Annotated in this window: 13 protein-coding genes and 1 pseudogene; 4 read left to right on the forward strand and 10 right to left on the reverse strand. The window is 65.5% G+C overall.

The features are described 5' to 3' along the window. Window positions 1–63 precede the first annotated feature (63 nt). The gene (gene leuD, locus HMPREF3174_RS07755; RefSeq protein WP_062613720.1) at window positions 64–720 is read right to left on the reverse strand and encodes a 3-isopropylmalate dehydratase small subunit; all 657 of its coding nucleotides are present in this window, start codon (window positions 718–720) and stop codon (window positions 64–66) included. Then, window positions 721–2,136 carry a 3-isopropylmalate dehydratase large subunit gene (gene leuC, locus HMPREF3174_RS07760; RefSeq protein WP_062613719.1) on the reverse strand — a complete coding sequence of 472 codons (1,416 nt, stop codon included), beginning with the start codon at window positions 2,134–2,136 and terminating at the stop codon, window positions 721–723. Window positions 2,137–2,205: 69 nt separating this feature from the next. On the opposite strand from leuC, the gene HMPREF3174_RS07765 reads away from it, so the two are divergent. From HMPREF3174_RS07765 to HMPREF3174_RS07775, 3 genes are read left to right on the forward strand one after another with little or no spacing between them, the layout of a single operon-like run. Then, complete coding sequence (locus HMPREF3174_RS07765; RefSeq protein WP_062613718.1) at window positions 2,206–2,931, forward strand: IclR family transcriptional regulator; 726 nt, start codon at window positions 2,206–2,208, stop codon at window positions 2,929–2,931. 2 nt (window positions 2,932–2,933) lie between these two features. Continuing rightward, a complete protein-coding gene (locus HMPREF3174_RS07770; protein WP_062613717.1) occupies window positions 2,934–4,079 on the forward strand; it encodes a glycosyltransferase family 4 protein in 1,146 nt (381 codons plus the stop codon). After that, entirely contained in the window at window positions 4,079–4,933 is an 855-nt protein-coding gene (locus HMPREF3174_RS07775; protein WP_062613716.1) for an LD-carboxypeptidase, read from the forward strand. The genes HMPREF3174_RS07770 and HMPREF3174_RS07775 overlap by 1 nt, the downstream gene beginning before the upstream one ends. A gap of 36 nt (window positions 4,934–4,969) precedes the next feature. On the opposite strand, the gene HMPREF3174_RS07780 is transcribed toward HMPREF3174_RS07775, so the two are convergent. The 6 genes from HMPREF3174_RS07780 to HMPREF3174_RS07805 form a co-directional block, all read right to left on the reverse strand. After that, on the reverse strand, window positions 4,970–5,386 hold the full coding sequence (locus HMPREF3174_RS07780) for a hypothetical protein (protein ID WP_062613715.1): 417 nt from the start codon (window positions 5,384–5,386) through the stop codon (window positions 4,970–4,972). 57 nt (window positions 5,387–5,443) lie between these two features. Next, the gene (locus HMPREF3174_RS07785) at window positions 5,444–6,226 is read right to left on the reverse strand and encodes a DeoR/GlpR family DNA-binding transcription regulator (RefSeq protein ID WP_160326875.1); all 783 of its coding nucleotides are present in this window, start codon (window positions 6,224–6,226) and stop codon (window positions 5,444–5,446) included. 165 nt (window positions 6,227–6,391) lie between these two features. Further along, window positions 6,392–7,426: a zinc-dependent alcohol dehydrogenase gene (locus HMPREF3174_RS07790; RefSeq protein WP_062613713.1), complete on the reverse strand. Its 1,035-nt coding sequence runs from the start codon at window positions 7,424–7,426 to the stop codon at window positions 6,392–6,394. Between the two features lie 12 nt (window positions 7,427–7,438). Further along, the gene (locus tag HMPREF3174_RS07795) at window positions 7,439–8,482 is read right to left on the reverse strand and encodes an NAD(P)H-dependent glycerol-3-phosphate dehydrogenase (protein WP_062613712.1); all 1,044 of its coding nucleotides are present in this window, start codon (window positions 8,480–8,482) and stop codon (window positions 7,439–7,441) included. A 13-nt stretch (window positions 8,483–8,495) separates the two neighbouring features. After that, entirely contained in the window at window positions 8,496–10,061 is a 1,566-nt protein-coding gene (locus HMPREF3174_RS07800; protein ID WP_062613711.1) for a xylulokinase, read from the reverse strand. A 196-nt stretch (window positions 10,062–10,257) separates the two neighbouring features. Next, window positions 10,258–10,905, reverse strand: a complete 648-nt coding sequence (locus HMPREF3174_RS07805; protein ID WP_062613710.1) for a class II aldolase/adducin family protein — start codon at window positions 10,903–10,905, stop codon at window positions 10,258–10,260. Between the two features lie 181 nt (window positions 10,906–11,086). Here HMPREF3174_RS07805 and HMPREF3174_RS07810 point away from each other — a divergent pair, with 181 nt between their 5' ends. Next, window positions 11,087–13,099: a M3 family metallopeptidase gene (locus HMPREF3174_RS07810; protein ID WP_062613709.1), complete on the forward strand. Its 2,013-nt coding sequence runs from the start codon at window positions 11,087–11,089 to the stop codon at window positions 13,097–13,099. A gap of 352 nt (window positions 13,100–13,451) precedes the next feature. Here HMPREF3174_RS07810 and HMPREF3174_RS07815 read toward each other — a convergent pair. Together HMPREF3174_RS07815 and HMPREF3174_RS07820 are read right to left on the reverse strand one after the other, a co-directional pair. After that, a pseudogene (locus HMPREF3174_RS07815) lies at window positions 13,452–14,573 on the reverse strand (IS1249 family transposase). 292 nt (window positions 14,574–14,865) lie between these two features. Further along, window positions 14,866–15,630, reverse strand: coding sequence for a hypothetical protein (locus HMPREF3174_RS07820; RefSeq protein ID WP_070448329.1), 765 nt, complete (start codon window positions 15,628–15,630; stop codon window positions 14,866–14,868). Window positions 15,631–15,718 lie beyond the last annotated feature (88 nt).

Consider the following 15,718-nt stretch of genomic DNA (forward strand, 5'->3'; position numbering starts at 1 on the left):
GCCGACCCTAGTCCGACTCGGCGGGCGCCCTCCCACTGAGCGGCAGCCGGCAACGCGCCCCATCTACGCGATCGGCGCGTCCCCGCCCACGGGCCGAGCAGCCTTGACCTCAAACTTGGCCTCGGTCTTGGCAGGAAGCGTCCGCGGCTTCCAGCTGGGGCGATTCGCCTCGTAGGCCGTGATGAGCTCTTCATCGCGCAGGGTGAGCCCGATGTCGTCCAGTCCCTCCATGAGCGTCCAGCGCGTGTAGTCGTCGATGTCGAAGCGGCAGGTGAAGCCTCCGGCGATGACCTGACGGTTCTCCAGGTCAACCGTCACCTCCGTGCCCGGCTCGGTTTCGAGGATCTTCCACAGCTGCTCGATGTCTTCCTGGCCCACGACACCGGCCACTAACCCCTGCTTGCCCGCGTTCCCGCGGAAGATGTCCGCAAAGCGCGGGGCGAGGACGGCCCTGAATCCGTAGTCCTTCAGCGCCCATACCGCGTGCTCGCGCGAGGAACCCGTGCCAAAGTCCGGGCCGGCCACGAGCACCGAGCCGCGCTTGTAGGAATCCTGGTTGAGCACGAACTTCGGGTCCTTGCGCCAGGCATAGAACAGGGCGTCGTCGAAGCCCGTGCGTGCCACGCGCTTGAGGAAGACCGCCGGGATGATCTGATCGGTGTCCACGTTCGAGCGGCGCAGTGGCACCCCCACGCCCGTGTGCGTGATGAACTTGTCCATTTACTTCCCCGCTTCCATGAGGTCTGCCGGCGTGGCGAAGTGCCCCGCGATAGCCGTGGCGGCCGCCACCAGCGGTGAGACCAGGTGGGTGCGCCCACCCTTGCCCTGGCGGCCTTCAAAGTTTCGGTTCGACGTCGACGCCGCTCGCTCGCCTGGCGCCAGCTGGTCGGGGTTCATGCCCAGGCACATCGAGCACCCGGCATTACGCCACTCGGCACCAAAGTCGAGGAAGACCTTATCCAAGCCCTCCTGCTCCGCCTGGAGCCGGACGCGCGCCGAGCCGGGAACCACAAGCACGCGGACGTCGTCGTGCTTCTTCTTGCCCTCGATCACGCCGGCCACGGCCCGCAGATCCTCGATGCGGCCGTTGGTGCACGAGCCGATGAAGACCGTGTCCACGGCGATGTCGCGGATTGGCTTGCCCGGCTCGAGGTCCATGTACTCGAGGGCGCGTTCGGCGGCGGTGCGCTGGGTTTCGTCGGCCATGTCGGCCGGGTCGGGCACGGTGGCCGAGATCGGCACGCCCTGACCGGGGTTGGTGCCCCAGGTGACGTAGGGTTCGAGGTCGTCGGCGTCCAGATCCACCTCGGCGTCGAAGACGGCGTCGTCGTCGGACTTGAGCGTGCGCCAGTAGGCGAGCGCGGCCTCCCATTCCCCGCCCTCGGGGGCGTGCGGACGGCCCTTAATGTAGGCGAACGTCGTGTCGTCGGGGGCGATCATGCCCGCGCGGGCGCCGGCCTCGATCGACATGTTGCAGATCGTCATGCGTGCCTCCATCGACAGCGCGCGGATCGCCTCGCCACGATACTCGAGCACGTAGCCGGCACCCCCGTTGGTGCCGATCTTGGCAATGATGGCAAGGATGATGTCCTTGGCGGTAGTGCCGGGCTTGAGAGCGCCACGCACGTTGATCGCCATCGTCTTAAACGGCGCCACGGGCAGGGTCTGGGTGGCGAGCACATGCTCCACCTGCGAGGTGCCGATGCCGAACGCGAGCGCGCCGAACGCGCCGTGCGTGGAGGTGTGCGAATCGCCGCAGACGATCGTCATGCCCGGCTGCGTGATGCCCAGCTGCGGGCCGACCACGTGAACGATGCCCTGGTCGGCGTCGCCCAGCGAATGGAGGCGGATGCCGAACTCTTCGGCGTTCTTGCGCAACGTGTCGATCTGCGTGCGCGAGGTGGGGTCGGCGATTGGCAGGTCGATGTCGAGGGTGGGGGTGTTGTGGTCCTCGGTTGCGATCGTCAGATCGGGCCGGCGCACCTTCCTCCCCGCCAGGCGTAGGCCCTCGAAGGCCTGGGGGCTCGTAACCTCGTGGCACAGCTGGAGGTCGATGTACAACAGGTCCGGGGCGCCGTTCTCCCCGCGCTTGACGATGTGGTCGTGCCACACCTTTTCAGCCAAAGTTCCGCTCATGCCTTCACTTTAGGGGCATAGGACCATCGATCACTTGCATCTCATCTTGTGAGATGGGAGGATCATTGCATGGACAAGGAAAACGGAAGCGGCGTCGGCGTTCTTGACAAGGCCACGCTCGTACTGAACGCTCTCGAATCGGGCCCACTGACCTTGGCTCAGCTGGTGCAAGCAACGCACCTCGCACGCCCCACAGCCCATCGGCTCGCCGTGGCTCTAGAATATCATCGCTTCGTCGCGCGCGACATGCAGGGGCGCTTCACCCTCGGCCTGCGCCTGTCCGAGCTCGCCTCGGCCGCTGGCGAGGACCGCCTGCTCGCCGCCGCAAACCCCGTGCTCACCGCGCTGCGCGACCACACGGGCGAATCCGCCCAGCTCTACCGCCGCCAGAACGACGTGCGCGTGTGCGTGGCAGCCGCCGACCGCTCGATGGGCCTGCGCGATTCCATCCCCGTGGGCGCCACCCTGTCCATGCTCGCCGGCTCCGGCGCACAGGTACTGCTTGCCTGGGAGGAACCCGACAAGCTCCACCGCGGCCTTCACGGCGCCGAGTTCACCGCCACCATCCTTTCCGCCGTCCGACGCCGCGGCTGGGCCCAGTCCATCGGCGAGCGCGAGCCGGGGGTCGCCTCGATATCGGCGCCCGTGCGCGGGCCGTCGGGGCGCGTGATCGCCGCCGTGTCCATCTCCGGGCCCGTGGAGCGCATGGGCCGCCAGCCCGGGCGCCACCACGCGGCCGCCGTCGTCACCGCCGCGAACCGCCTCACCGAGGTGCTCAAGCGCTCCGAGTTCTAACCATGCGCAAGACACTCCTCGTCACCAATGATTTCCCGCCGCGCGCCGGCGGCATCCAGACCTTCCTCGAGGGCTTCGTCGGCCAACTCGACCCCGACCAGCTCATCGTCTACGCCTCCACTCCCCCGGACGTGGACGGGGTGTCGGGCGTGACGCTCGCCGCGGACTACGACGCAGGCCAGCCGTTCGACGTCGTGCGCTACCCCGGCACGATGATGTTGCCCACGCCCACCGTGCGCCGGAAGATGCAGCAGCTCATCCGCGATCACGACGTGAAAAACGTGTGGTTCGGGGCCGCCGCACCGCTCGGGGTCATGGCAAAGGCCGCTCACGCCGCCGGCGCCGACCGCGTCATTTCCACCACGCACGGCCACGAGATCGGCTGGTCGATGCTGCCGGGTGCCCGCCAGATCCTGCGCAAGGTGTTTCACGACGCCGACCTAGTCACCTACCTGACCGAGGCCACGCTCGCCCGGCTCAAGCCCTTCATGGGCGACACGGACATCATGCAGCTCCACGGCGCGATCGACCCCGAGCTGTTCGCCTTCAACGCCGGCGCCCGCCGCGAGCTGCGCGAGCGCTACGGGCTGGGCGAGGCGCCCGTCGTCGTGTGCATCTCGCGTCTTGTGGAGCGCAAGGGGCAAGACCGCCTCATCGCCGCCTGGCCGGAGGTGATGGCGCGCCACCCGGAGGCGAAGCTGGTGATCGTGGGCAAGGGACCGTACGGGGAGAAACTGCGGCAGATGGCGGCGGACTCCCCCGTGTCAGCCTCGATCGTGTTCACGGGCGAGGTGCAGTATTCGGAGCTCGTGGCGCACTATTCGCTGGGCGACGTGTTCGCCATGCCGTGCCGCACGCGCGGGGCAGGGCTCGACATCGAGGGGCTCGGCATCGTGTATCTGGAGGCCTACGCGGCCGGGCTGCCTGTGGTGGCCGGGGATTCGGGCGGGGCGCCCGAGGCGGTCCAAGACGGGAAAACAGGCCTGGTGGTCAACGGCCGGTCAGTGCACGCGATCGTGGCCGCCCTCGACTACCTGCTCGAAGACCGCGAGCGCTCCGCCGCCATGGGCGCGGCCGGCAAGCGCTGGGTGGATGAGAAATGGCGGTGGTCCGACGTGGCCAAGCCACTGATCGAGGCCCTGTCCTGATGGCGACCATCGGCCTTGCCGCCTGCTCGAACCCCGTTGCGGGGCGGGAGGAGAAGCTGGCCGAACTCGTCGGAGTCTTTGAGGGCGCGGGGTATCGCGTGGATACGCGGTTCGTGGAGCGTTTCGCCGGGCACGAGCAGCGGGTTAGTGGCGGTTCTGGGGGCTCGGGCGGGGGCTCGCGCGTGTGGCGCATCAACCCGCGCGTGCGTGCCGAGTTGCTCACCGAGCTTTTCGCCGACAGTGCTGTCCACGCCATCTTCGACATAACCGGCGGGGACCTGGCCAACGAGGTGCTCGAATGGGTGGACTGGGACGTGGTGAGCGCCAACCCCAAGCCGTTTGCCGGCTACTCGGACGTGAGCGTGGTGGTCAACGCGCTGGTCGTTGCCGGCTCTGGCGCGGGCAGGTTGGGACCGGGTCGGACGGCCACGCTGTGGAACCCGTGGACAGCGCTGAAGCGCGGGGCTGACGACGTGCCTGCGATCCTCGCGCGCAAGCACATTCGCCCGGCATGCGATCGCGAGCTGCCCGACCTGCCGATCATCGGCGGCAACGTACGCTGCCTGGCCAAGCTGGGCGGCACGCGCTGGTGGCCTCGGGCCACCGGGCATCTTGCCCTGCTCGAGGGCATGGCGACCACCCTCGAGGCCGTTACCACCTACACCGAACAGCTACGCCAGCTCGGACTGTTCCGCGGGGCCGAGGGCCTGATCCTGGGCCAGTTCACGGACATCGACGCGGTCGGCCAGCGCGGTATCCTCGCCGACACCCTGCGCGAGATCACAGGCCTGGACGTCTGGCACGCGCCTGAGATCGGACACTCGCGCGACTCCGCGCCGGTCACCATCGGCTAGCCGCGCACCTGTCTGGCCGGCGTCGTGAAGCCGCGATCAGTTGGGGATGAGCTCGACTACGCGCTCGAAGTCGGCCTTCGGCAGGCGCTTTTGGCCGCGGATGGGCTTGCACATGGAATCGGAGGCCTTGTAGACCACGGAGGGCAGGGCGTAGAGTCGGCCCACCTTGGTGGCGGCGAGGGAGGCGAGTTCGAAGGCGCCAGGCCCGGGGTGGTCGGTGAGTGCAACCAGTGAGACGGCGTGCGGGTCGAGGACAAGCGCCTTCGTCTTGCCGTGACCCTTGAGCCGTGCCTCGACGATCTGGCCGGTGATGAGGGAGCCCGCGCCATCATCGTAGGCGCCGATCTTCTTGGGGCCCTTGGCGGGCTTGGCTCGGCGGAAGCGCTGGAACAGGCCTTCGACGACATCGTCGGTGAAGAAAACGTCGAGCAAGAAATCGAGAATCGCACCCATAGACCTATTATGGCAAGCCGGGAACGGCGGTGGTCCGCCCGAAGGTGGACTAGCGGGCTACGGCGTCGTCGAACCCGCCAAGCGGACCGCCGCGCCGCGCTCGCGAAGCTGCGCCACGACGTCGTCGGGCGTGTCAGAGGTGACCACGACGCTGTCGAACTCGGCGGTGTCGGCCACCCGGTAGAGCGCCTTGCGTTCGAACTTGGAGGCCGTGACCGCCAGGTGGGACTGGGCAGCGGAGGTGAGCATGAGGGCCTTGTAAGCGGCGACCTCCGGGTAGGGGTGGTAGACCACGCCGTCCGTGATGGCCGCGGCGGAGATAAAGGCGTGGTCGGCGTGCATCTGTTGGAGGGCCTTCATGCCCTCGGGGCCGTAGTTGGCGTCCAGGTGGCGGTCGTAGCGCCCGCCGAGGGTGACGAGCTCCCAGTCGGGCACGGAGCCCGCGAGCTGGATGATCGACCAGTTGTTCGTAATGACGGTAAGCCCGCCCACGTCGGTGAACTGCTTGAGGATGGAAAACACGGTGGAGGAATCGTCGCAGATGATCGAGGCGCCGCGGGTGATGTACTCCTTGAACTCGCACGCCAGCATGTCCTTCGCCTCTTCCTCCTGGGTGAGGCGGTACTTCATCGAGGTTTCGCTGAGCGACGTGGCGACCGCGGTCACTTCACCGCGCGAGCGGACAATCACGCGGTCATTCTCCAGCTCGGATAGGTCGCGATAGATCGTCATCGAGGAGGCGTCCACCAGCTTCAGCAGGTCCTCAATGCGAACCGTGCCGACGTTGAGCACGTGCTCGGCGAGCAGCTGCTGGCGTTCGTTCTTACTGAGCTGAGCCACGACCATATCCTTCGTATCGGCCGACCAAGACGTGTCACTATAGTATCCCCGCCGGGGCACGACGACGAAAGGTGTGCCGGGAGAGGCCTCCCAGCACACCTTGTCGCCAACCGGCAAGGCGTTCAGCCTGCCGGCGCTGGCGCCGAAGGGTCCCAACCGCAGGATTTAGGGGCGAAGAATGTACTTCGATCCCTTGCCCTGGGCCATGTCCTCCAGCGATTCCACGAGCGCCTCGAGCGGGCGCACCTCGCTACACAGCGACATGCCGTCGAACTTGCCGGTGGACAGCAGCTCGACCGCGATCTTCACGTAGCGCGGTTGGTGGTGGTAGACGCCCTTGAGCGTGTACTCCTTGTAGTGCATGTCCGAGGAATTCACCGAGAACGGCGCACCCTTCGGCGTGCCACCGAACAGTACGGCGGTGCCGCCTGGGCGCAGGCAGTGCACAGTCTGCTCCCACACCTGGGGCAGGCCCACGGCCTCGACAGCGACGTCTGCACCCCGCCCACTGGGGGTGAGCTTCGTGATCTTCGCGGCGCACTCCTCCGGGGTTTCCAGGCCGGTGAGGTTGACGGTGCGAGCACCGGCGGCCTCGGCTTGCGCGAGTCGACCCTCGGAGCGGTCGGCGGCGATCACGCTGGCGCCGCGCAGTTGGGCGAGCTTGATGAACATCTGACCGATCGGGCCGGCGCCGTTGACCACCACCGTGTCGCCCAGCTTGATGCCGGACTCGGAGATGCCGTGCACCACGGTCGAGAGCGGCTCGAGCGGGGCGGCAGCCTCGAAGGAGAGCGTGTCTGGAATCTTGTAGGTGTTGCGCTCTACGATCGCCTTCGGGATGACGATCTGCTCAGCGAACGCGCCGTTGAGGTACTCAAGGTTCTCGCACAGCGATTCGCGCCCGATCGAGCAGGCCCAGCAGTGCCCGCACGGTGCGGTGTTGGCGGCGACCACGCGGTCGCCTGGGGCGAAGTCGGTCACGCCCTCCCCCACCTCAGTCACGACGCCGGCGAACTCGTGGCCGAACCTCGCCGGTAGCGTCGGGAAAAGAGTGGGGTGGCCGCGTCGGTAGGACTTGAGATCGGTGCCGCAGGTCGCGGCGGCCTTAACCTCGACGGCGACTTCGCCGGGCCCAGGTGTGCCCGGTTCGATGTCTTCGAGTCGAAGATCGCCGGGTCCGTAAAACATGTATGCGCGCATATTTTCTCCTTGTTACGGGCGTGCGGGGAGCACGGCCCGAGCTAAAATGTTGGCGTAGTCCGGATCGTCGCCGTAGACGATCTGCTCGGCCGCGTACAGGAGCGGCAGGCGGTCTTTGACGCCGCCGGTCTGCTCCACGAGCCTGATAGCGAGCGGGATAGCGGGAACGCCCTCGACTGTCTGCTCGAGCTCCTCCATAGTCTTGAGCGCTACCTTCGCGCCTTCGCCGCGGCCGATGCGCACGCCGTAGACCTTGTTGCGCCCGGACAGGCCGGTCACCTCGAGGTCGCCCACGCCGGGCAGGCCGTAGGCGGTGGCCTCCTTCGCGCCGAGCGCCACGGACAGGATCGACATCTCGCGCACCGCCTGGGCGAAGGTCGCTGCCTTGAGGTTGTGGTGCGGGTGACCGCTCTTTTCCTCCAGGCCATCGGCGATGCCGAGCATGATGGCGTAGACGTTCTTCATCGGGGCACACAGCTCCACGCCGACCTCGTCGTCCGAGGCCTCGATCGCGTAGTGGTCGGAGCGTGCCTCGCGGGCGTACTTGACGGCGACGTCGTAGTCCCGGCACCCGAAGATCGTGGCCGTGGGCTCGTTCGCCGCGCACTCGTTGGCCTTGACCGGGCCGGCGATCGCCACGATCGGCGGCAGCGTGACCCCGGCGTTCTGTGCCATGCGACGGAGCCCGACGGGCAGGAGCTCAATCGTGCCGTCCTCGGCAGGCAGGAAGCCCTTCGTGGTCAGCCACAGCGCCTTGGCCTTCGAGATGCCCTCGAAGGCAAGCTCGGCCACCTTCGGCACGCCAACGGACGCGACCGACATGACGACGACGTCGACCCCGGCCATCGCCATGTTCAGGTCGCCTGAGCGGAAGGTGCTGACCTTGTCGGAGATCACGACGTCGATGCGCGGGTGCGGCTTGCCGGCCTCGATCGCGTCGATGAGGTGGTCATCAAGCCAGGTCCCCCACAGGTTCACCTCCCAGCCCGCGCGCACGAGCGCGTTGGCGAGTCCGGAGCCCATGGCTCCAGCACCGAGGATTGCAATGGATGGCATGACAGTTTCCTTCCTACTCTTCTTCGTTGGACACTTCGGCGTCCGGGTAGCGGCGCGCGAACTCGTGGAGCTGATCGTTGGTCTCCTTCAGGTCCGCGTACAGGCGGCCCTGGATGTCAGCGAGTTCGGCGTAGATCTTGTGGTTTTCCTCATTCGGCTCGGTGGAGTCGGTGAACTGGGCCATGTGCTTGGCGGCCGTGGCGATCGAGTTGTCGCCAAAGACGCCGGTGGCGGACATGGCCACGATGCCGGCGCCGAGCGCGGAGATTTCGTCTTCCTTGCAGGCTGTCATCGGCAGGCCGATCGCATCGGTCATGATCTGGCGCCACAGCTGGGAGCGGATGCCGCCTCCCATCGCGCGCACGGTGGTGAGCTTGGTGCCGGTGGCCTCCTGCAGAGCGTTGAGCGAGCGCGCCATCTCCATGGCGATCGCCTCGAGCAACGAGCGGTACATCGAGCCACGCCCGTGCGTGCCGCGCCAGCCGACCACAGCGCCGCGGGCGATCGGCTCCCAGTAGGGGCTTTGCACGGCGTTCCAGTAGGGCAGGGTGACGAGGCCGCCAGAACCCACGGGGCGGGCCGCTGCCGCCGCCTCCAGCTCCGGGTCCGGGCCGCCGTTGAGGGCGGGGTTGCCGAACTGCTTGCGGAACCAGGTGGCGAGGAACGCGCCGGAGGACTGGAGAACCTCAAGCACGTAGGTGTCCGGGATGCCGCCGGCGAGCGTGCGGAAAACCTGGCCGTACTGGTAGTCGGTGGCGGTCACGCCCGCGTTTACCGCGGTGCCCATGTTGAGGTAGGCCACGTCCGGGTCCACTGCCGCCGCGCCGACGCCGGCCGCCTGGCCATCGCCCAGGCCCGAGATGACGGGCACTTCCTGGAACAGGCCCCAGAACTCGCGGATGTCCTTCTTGACGTAGCCGATGACCTCGCCGGGCTTGTGGAGGGTGGCCATCTGATCTCGGGTGACGCCGGCGATGTCCATGAGCTTGTCGGAGAAGTCGAGCTTTTCAATGTCGAACAGGCCGAGGGAGTCGGCCGAGGTGACCGAGGACTTCCACTCGCCGGTCAGGCAGTAGACGAGGTAGCCGTGGACGTCCACGATCTTGTCAGCACTCGCCCACAGTTCCGGCTCGTGCTCCTTGACCCAGGCCATCTTGTAGATCGCGGGCGTGACGTCGGCCGGCTTGCCCGACAGCTGGTGAATCTCGGGCGTGCCGTACTTCTGGATCTGGTCGGCCGCGCGGATGTCGAGCCACAGGATACCGTTACGCAGGGGCGTGCCGTCAGCGGTGAAGGGCGCGAAAGATTCGCGCTGGTGGGTGATGCCGATGGCGGCGATCCGACCGCGGTCGGCCATCGATAGCGAGGCCACGGCCTCGGCGATAGCAGCGTTCGTGGAGCTCCACCAGTGCTCGGGATCGTGCTCACCGAATCCCTGGTGCGGGGTGCGAAGGGGGATTTCGCGCTTACCGAGCGCGATGACGTTTCCTTCAACATCGACAACGATGGCCTTCGACGAGGTCGTGGACGAGTCAACTGCGATAACGAGCGGACCATCGGCCGCGTTCAACTTGGTCATTGTGTTCTCCTGATTCTTCTTTGAATCCGACCGGCCGGGACAACCGGCGCTAATTAACAGTATCAACAATGTTGAATGATAAATCCACCATTTGATCTTGTTGAATATATGTGCAGAGCACATGAACGACTGAGAAAAGCGCAACCCCGGCTGCTGGAATCAACAGCCGGGGCTGGCAGGCTCGCTCTTGGATTGACTACTTTCGTTCGGGTTGCTTGCCGTAGCTGGCCATGCCCACCACTGCTTCGGCCATCTGCTCCTCATCAAGCAGTGCGATCGGCGCGCCCGTGGACATCGCCCGCAACTGGATCTCGCAGATGTATTCGAGGATCGGAAGGAGGTTCACGGCCTTGGTCAGGCTCGGGCCGATCGTGATCGCTCCGTGGTTCTTCATCAGGGCGCCCGTGCGGCCGTCCAGTGCGGCGGCCACGTTGTCGGCAAGCTCGTCCGTGCCGAACGCCGCATAGGGCGCCACCCGCACCACTCCCCCGAACATCGCCGAGTAGTAGTGCGACGGCGGAATCTCGTCCACCAATAGGCCAAGCGCGGTGGAGGCGTAGGCGTGGTTGTGAGTGATCGCCTGGGCGTCGGTGGCCTCATACACAGCAATGTGCAGCGGGAGCTCAGAGGACGGCTTGAGATCGCCATCCACGCGATTGCCCGCCATGTCGTAGACCACCACGTCCTTCGCCGTCATGGTCGCATAATCGACGCCCGAGGGCGAGATAACCACATGGTCCCCAATCCGGATCGAGACGTTGCCGGCGGTTCCCACCACCAGGTTTTCCTCCACCATGAACAGGCAGGTATCAACGACTTCTTGGCGTTCCTTTTCGTACAGCATGACAAGCTCCTTGACCTGACCCCGCGCCGATGCGGCGGCCCACACTTCCGTACCCTAACGAAACCAGCACACGCCCGCATATGGGCTTGGAGCGATTGCGGCAAAAGAGCACGTATGAGCGGTGGGGCCGCGGCGGCGTCGTCGTTCGCGCAGACCCCGGGCCCGCCCGTAGAATCGAGCCATGACGAATCCATTGCTTACCCGATCCCCCCTCCCCTACTGCGTTCCCGACTGGGCCGCCATCACGCCCGAGCACATCGTGCCGGCGCTAACCGAGCTCATGACCACCGAGCGCGAGGCGTGGGAGCGCATCGCCACGAACCCCGAGCCGGCCACTGCCGCCAACACCGTAGACGCACTCGAGGAGGCCGGTCTTCCGCTCGCGCTCGCCCTCAACGCCGCCTACACGCTCATGAGCTCGATCGGTGGTGACGAACTCGACGCCGTCCAGACCGAAGTGCTCCCCCTGCTGTCCGAGCACGCGAACGCCTTCCGCCTCGACAAGCGCATCTACAACCGCTTCGCCGCCATCGACCTCACCGGCCTCGACCCCGAAACCGCGCGCTACATCACCGAGGAGCTCGAGGCGTTCACGCGCTCGGGCATCACGCTCGACGACGCCGGCAAGACCCGCCTCCGCGACCTCGACTCGCGCCTATCCGCCCTCGAGGTCGAATTCTCCCAGCGCGTCATCAAGGCGATGGACGACAACGCCGCGGTGCTGAGCGAGGCTGACGTGGACGGCGTCGACGACACGCGGCTGGCCGGCGCCCGCCAGGAGGACGGCACGTACCGCTTCGCGCTCGACAACTTCACCAACCAGACCCTGCAGGTGGCGCTCACCAAGCCAGAGGCACGCGTGGCGGTGCTCGAGGCCTCGCTCAGTCGTGGCCTGGGCGGGCACGCCTCGTCCGACACGCGCCAGCTCGTACTGGACATCACCAGGCTCCGTGCCGAGCGCGCCGAACTGCTCGGCTACCCGCACCATGCGCAGGCCGTGGCCGACGCCGGGATGGCGAAGGATTCGCAGGCGATCGTGGACCTGCTCGGGTCCGTGGCGCCGAAGGCTCTAGCGGCCGTGGAACGCGACCGAGCCAAGCTGGAGGAGCTGGCCGCGGCGGACGGCGTCGGGCTTGGCGCAGCCGACTACACGTACTACCAGGAGAAGCTGCGCGGACAGCTCGGACTCGACGACGAGGCGCTCAAGCCCTACCTCGAGCTGAACAACGTGGTGGAAAACGGCATCTTCTTCGCCGCCGGCAAGCTGTACGGGCTGACCTTCAAGCCGCGCCCAGACATCGCCGGCTGGGTGGACACGTGCAAGACGTGGGAGGTGCTGGACGAGGACGGCGAGGGCATCGCCCTGTTCCAGGCGGACTTCTACCGGCGCAAGGGCAAGTCCGGCGGAGCGTGGATGAACTCGGCTGTGGACGGCTCGAGCCGCGATGGGCTCAAGCCCGTCATCCTCAACAACTGCAACTTCCCCGAGCCCGCCGCCGGCGAGCCGTGCCTGCTGAGCTGGGACAACGTCATCACCGTGTTCCACGAGTTCGGCCACGCCCTGCACGGGATGCTGTCCCTAACGCGCTACCGCTCGCTCGCCGGCACCGAAGTTCCGCGCGACTTCGTGGAGCTGCCCTCGCAGCTGAACGAGATGTGGGCCTACCACCCGCAGGTCATGACCTCCTACGCGCGTCACTTCGAGACGGGCGAGCCGATGCCCGAGCGAATGGCGGCCACGCTGACCAAGGCCGCCACCTTCGGGCAGGCGTTCGACACCACCGAGTTCCTCGCCGCCGCCCTCCTCGACCAGGCCTGGCACCGCCTGCGTGCCGACGAGGTTCCGGATGACGCGGCTGAGTTCGAGGCCTTCGAGGAGCGCGCGCTGCGACAGATGAACATCTTCCACGAGCTCGTGCCCCCGCGCTACCGCTCCGCATATTTCGCGCACACCTTCGGCGGCGGCTACGACGCCGGCTACTACTCGTACATGTGGGCCGAAGTGTTGGTTGCCGATCTGGAGAACTGGTTCAAGGAGCAGGAGGCCGGCGGCCTCACCCGCGACGCCGGGCGCACGCTCGCCGCCGAACTGCTCTCACGCGGCAACTCCCGTGACCCCATGGAGTCCTTCGTGGCCGTCCGCGGGCGGGCCCCGCGCGCCGAGGCGCTGCTCGAGAGGCGCGGGCTGGCGTAGGCCGGGTTGCCGGGGTCGCCGCGTCCACAAACGCTGCACTAAACCGCAAGATGCGATACTTATTTCCCGTTATTTTGTATCGCATCTTGCGGTTTAGTACAGCAGATGCCCTGGCGCGCGGCCGGGAACCGCGCGGCCGCACCCGGCTGCCTAACGCCGATAACGCGCACCGACGACCCCAATTCCTGCCCGGCACCGGCTGCGCTCGACACAACTCGTGAACCTGAGGCCCACTAGGCCCCCAGGGCCACCGGCAGCCAATATATTCACGACTTCTGTCGGGCAGACCGGCGGGACCTTGGTGCGCGACGCCGATAACGCGGCTTATAGGCCAAAACATGTTGGTTTCGGTTTAGTAGGTTTCGTGCCAGGTTCCGCTGTGGTAGAAGTCGGTCCAGTTAGCTACGGTTCCCCACCTGTCGATCTCGGCTTGTGCTTGGGCGCGGTGGCTGGCCTTGTCGAATTGGTCAATGATTTGTTGGTCGGTGATCGTGGTTTTAAGGATGTGTGCTGGGGTGGCAGGGAACTCGGTGTGCAGGTAGCACCACCACAAAACGGTCTTGACCTGGTGATCAAGACTCATGCCACGGTGAGCTCGTAGCACGCAGCGTAGTTGGGTATTAATCCCGCCCTCGATCAGGTTCGACGTCCTGGCAACGGGGTCACCTTCAAGGTCAAGGGCGGGATCGAGGTAGGTAAACAGCGTGCCTTGTTTGACCAGCGTATTGAGGGAGTTCTTGGCCTGGATCAGCCGAGCATGGGTGGCAACCCAACGTCCGTCTGGTAGCCGGGTGCGCTGGGCTAGGAATTCCTTGTAGGTGGTGTTCCAGGTGGCGAGTTTGCTCATCCATGCCACTGCCTGGTCAAAGGTAGTGACCTCGAGCAAGGCCTGAGCAAGACCGTAGAGATCAACACCTGCCTGAGTGCGTGGCCGGGTGGTGGTCTTACGCTTGACCGCGCTATAGGCGTGAAAGACACAGCGTTGGATCCGGGTGGTAGGCCAGGTGGTCTTCACCGCACTGGCGATGCCTTGCCCACCATCACACACGACAACATCTGGGGGCGCGTTCCTAGACATCAGTGCTTGCCAGGCACGCGTGGTCTCGCCCTTGGCCACGTACCAGCCAAGAACATGGGTCTTGGTGCAGGCAATAAGAACCACCAGCTTGTGGAACAGGTAGATCCCGTCAACAAAGACCACATGGTTAACCTCGTCAACCAATGGAGAAACTGGCCATAGATGCCAAAATGGTTCGTTATGCCGTCGTATGGTGCGTCCCTTGGGCCCGTAATCGGCCAGGGTGTATTTGCCGGTGACGAAGTCTAAGAACGCACTGAAATGCCGGGCACGGATATCATTACGCCGAGACTGGCTTGCCCTACACGCAACACAGCGGAACCTTGGCCTACCTTCTCGAGTTGAGCCTCATTTTTGCGTCGTGCCACCACAGATTTTGCATCGAGGATTTCCCATTCCCTAATCCAAGCCGATTCAAACCCCGACCTTACCGCAGAACATCAATCAAAAACCGGGATAAAACCAACACGACCTGGCCAACCAAGAACTCAAGTCACAACGAGTCCAACCCCCACCTTTCGGCTTTGTAGCAACGAAAGACAGCCCAAAAACCAACACAACCTGACCTATAAGTCTCGTATCCTGCGGAACACCCACCTCGAAGGCTTTCCGCAAGGCATGTGGCCCCGATTCTTCGGAATCGGGGCCACATCTTCAGAGAGCGGGTAGCGACCCGCTCAGATGAAACTTAGGCGCGCTTGCGAGCGACCATGACGCCACCCGCGAGAGCGATGGCAGCAGCCGCGCCCATAAGAGAGGCGACGCTCGCACCGGTGTTAGCAAGGGTGCCCTTAGCCTCCTTAGCCTTGGGGGCCTTCGCCTCAGCAACAGGCTTCGTGGCATCAGCAGCAGGCTTCTTGGCTTCGGACTGCGAATTGTCGGGAGCAGTACTCGGGGCATCGGGGGTGACCTCCGGGGCATCGGGGGTGACCTCCGGGGCATCAGGGGTGACGCCAGAGCCAGCGCCGAGACGCGCCTTCGCGTCTGCGCACTTCACCATGTCGTAGTACTCAGTGCCCTCAGCGCAGAACCAAGTGGCATCGAGTTCGGCGTCCTTCTTCTCAAGATCCTTGATCTGTGCAGTGAGGTCAGCGCACTTCACCATGTCGTAGTACTCAGTACCCTCAGCGCAGAAGTACTGGGCATCGAGCTGCGCATCTTCGAGGTCAGCCTTCGTCTGGTCCGGGACCGGAGAGGCGACATCAGCAGCCCCGGCTTCCTTAGCAGCCTCAAGTTTTGCCTTCGCGTCAGCGAGAGCATCCTCGGCATCCGCACACTTCGCCATGTCGTAGTACTCAGACTCTGCAGCGCAGAAGTAATCGACATCAAGCTGCGCGCTCTTCACCGCAGCCTCAGCATCCGTGACCGCATCCGCAGCGAACGCCGCAGGCGTCGACCATGCCATGGCGGCCAGGCCAGCCGCAACGGCTACGCCAAACTTCTTGACAAACATTCTTCCTCCAGTGGTTTCGAATCGCGTTGTATTCGATGAGATTTCGTAGGAAAACTGCGGTTGCGTCCCTTAGTGTGGTGTAACGCTT

Source organism: Trueperella sp. HMSC08H06 (assembly GCF_001808465.1).
GTDB lineage: Bacteria > Actinomycetota > Actinomycetes > Actinomycetales > Actinomycetaceae > Trueperella > Trueperella bernardiae.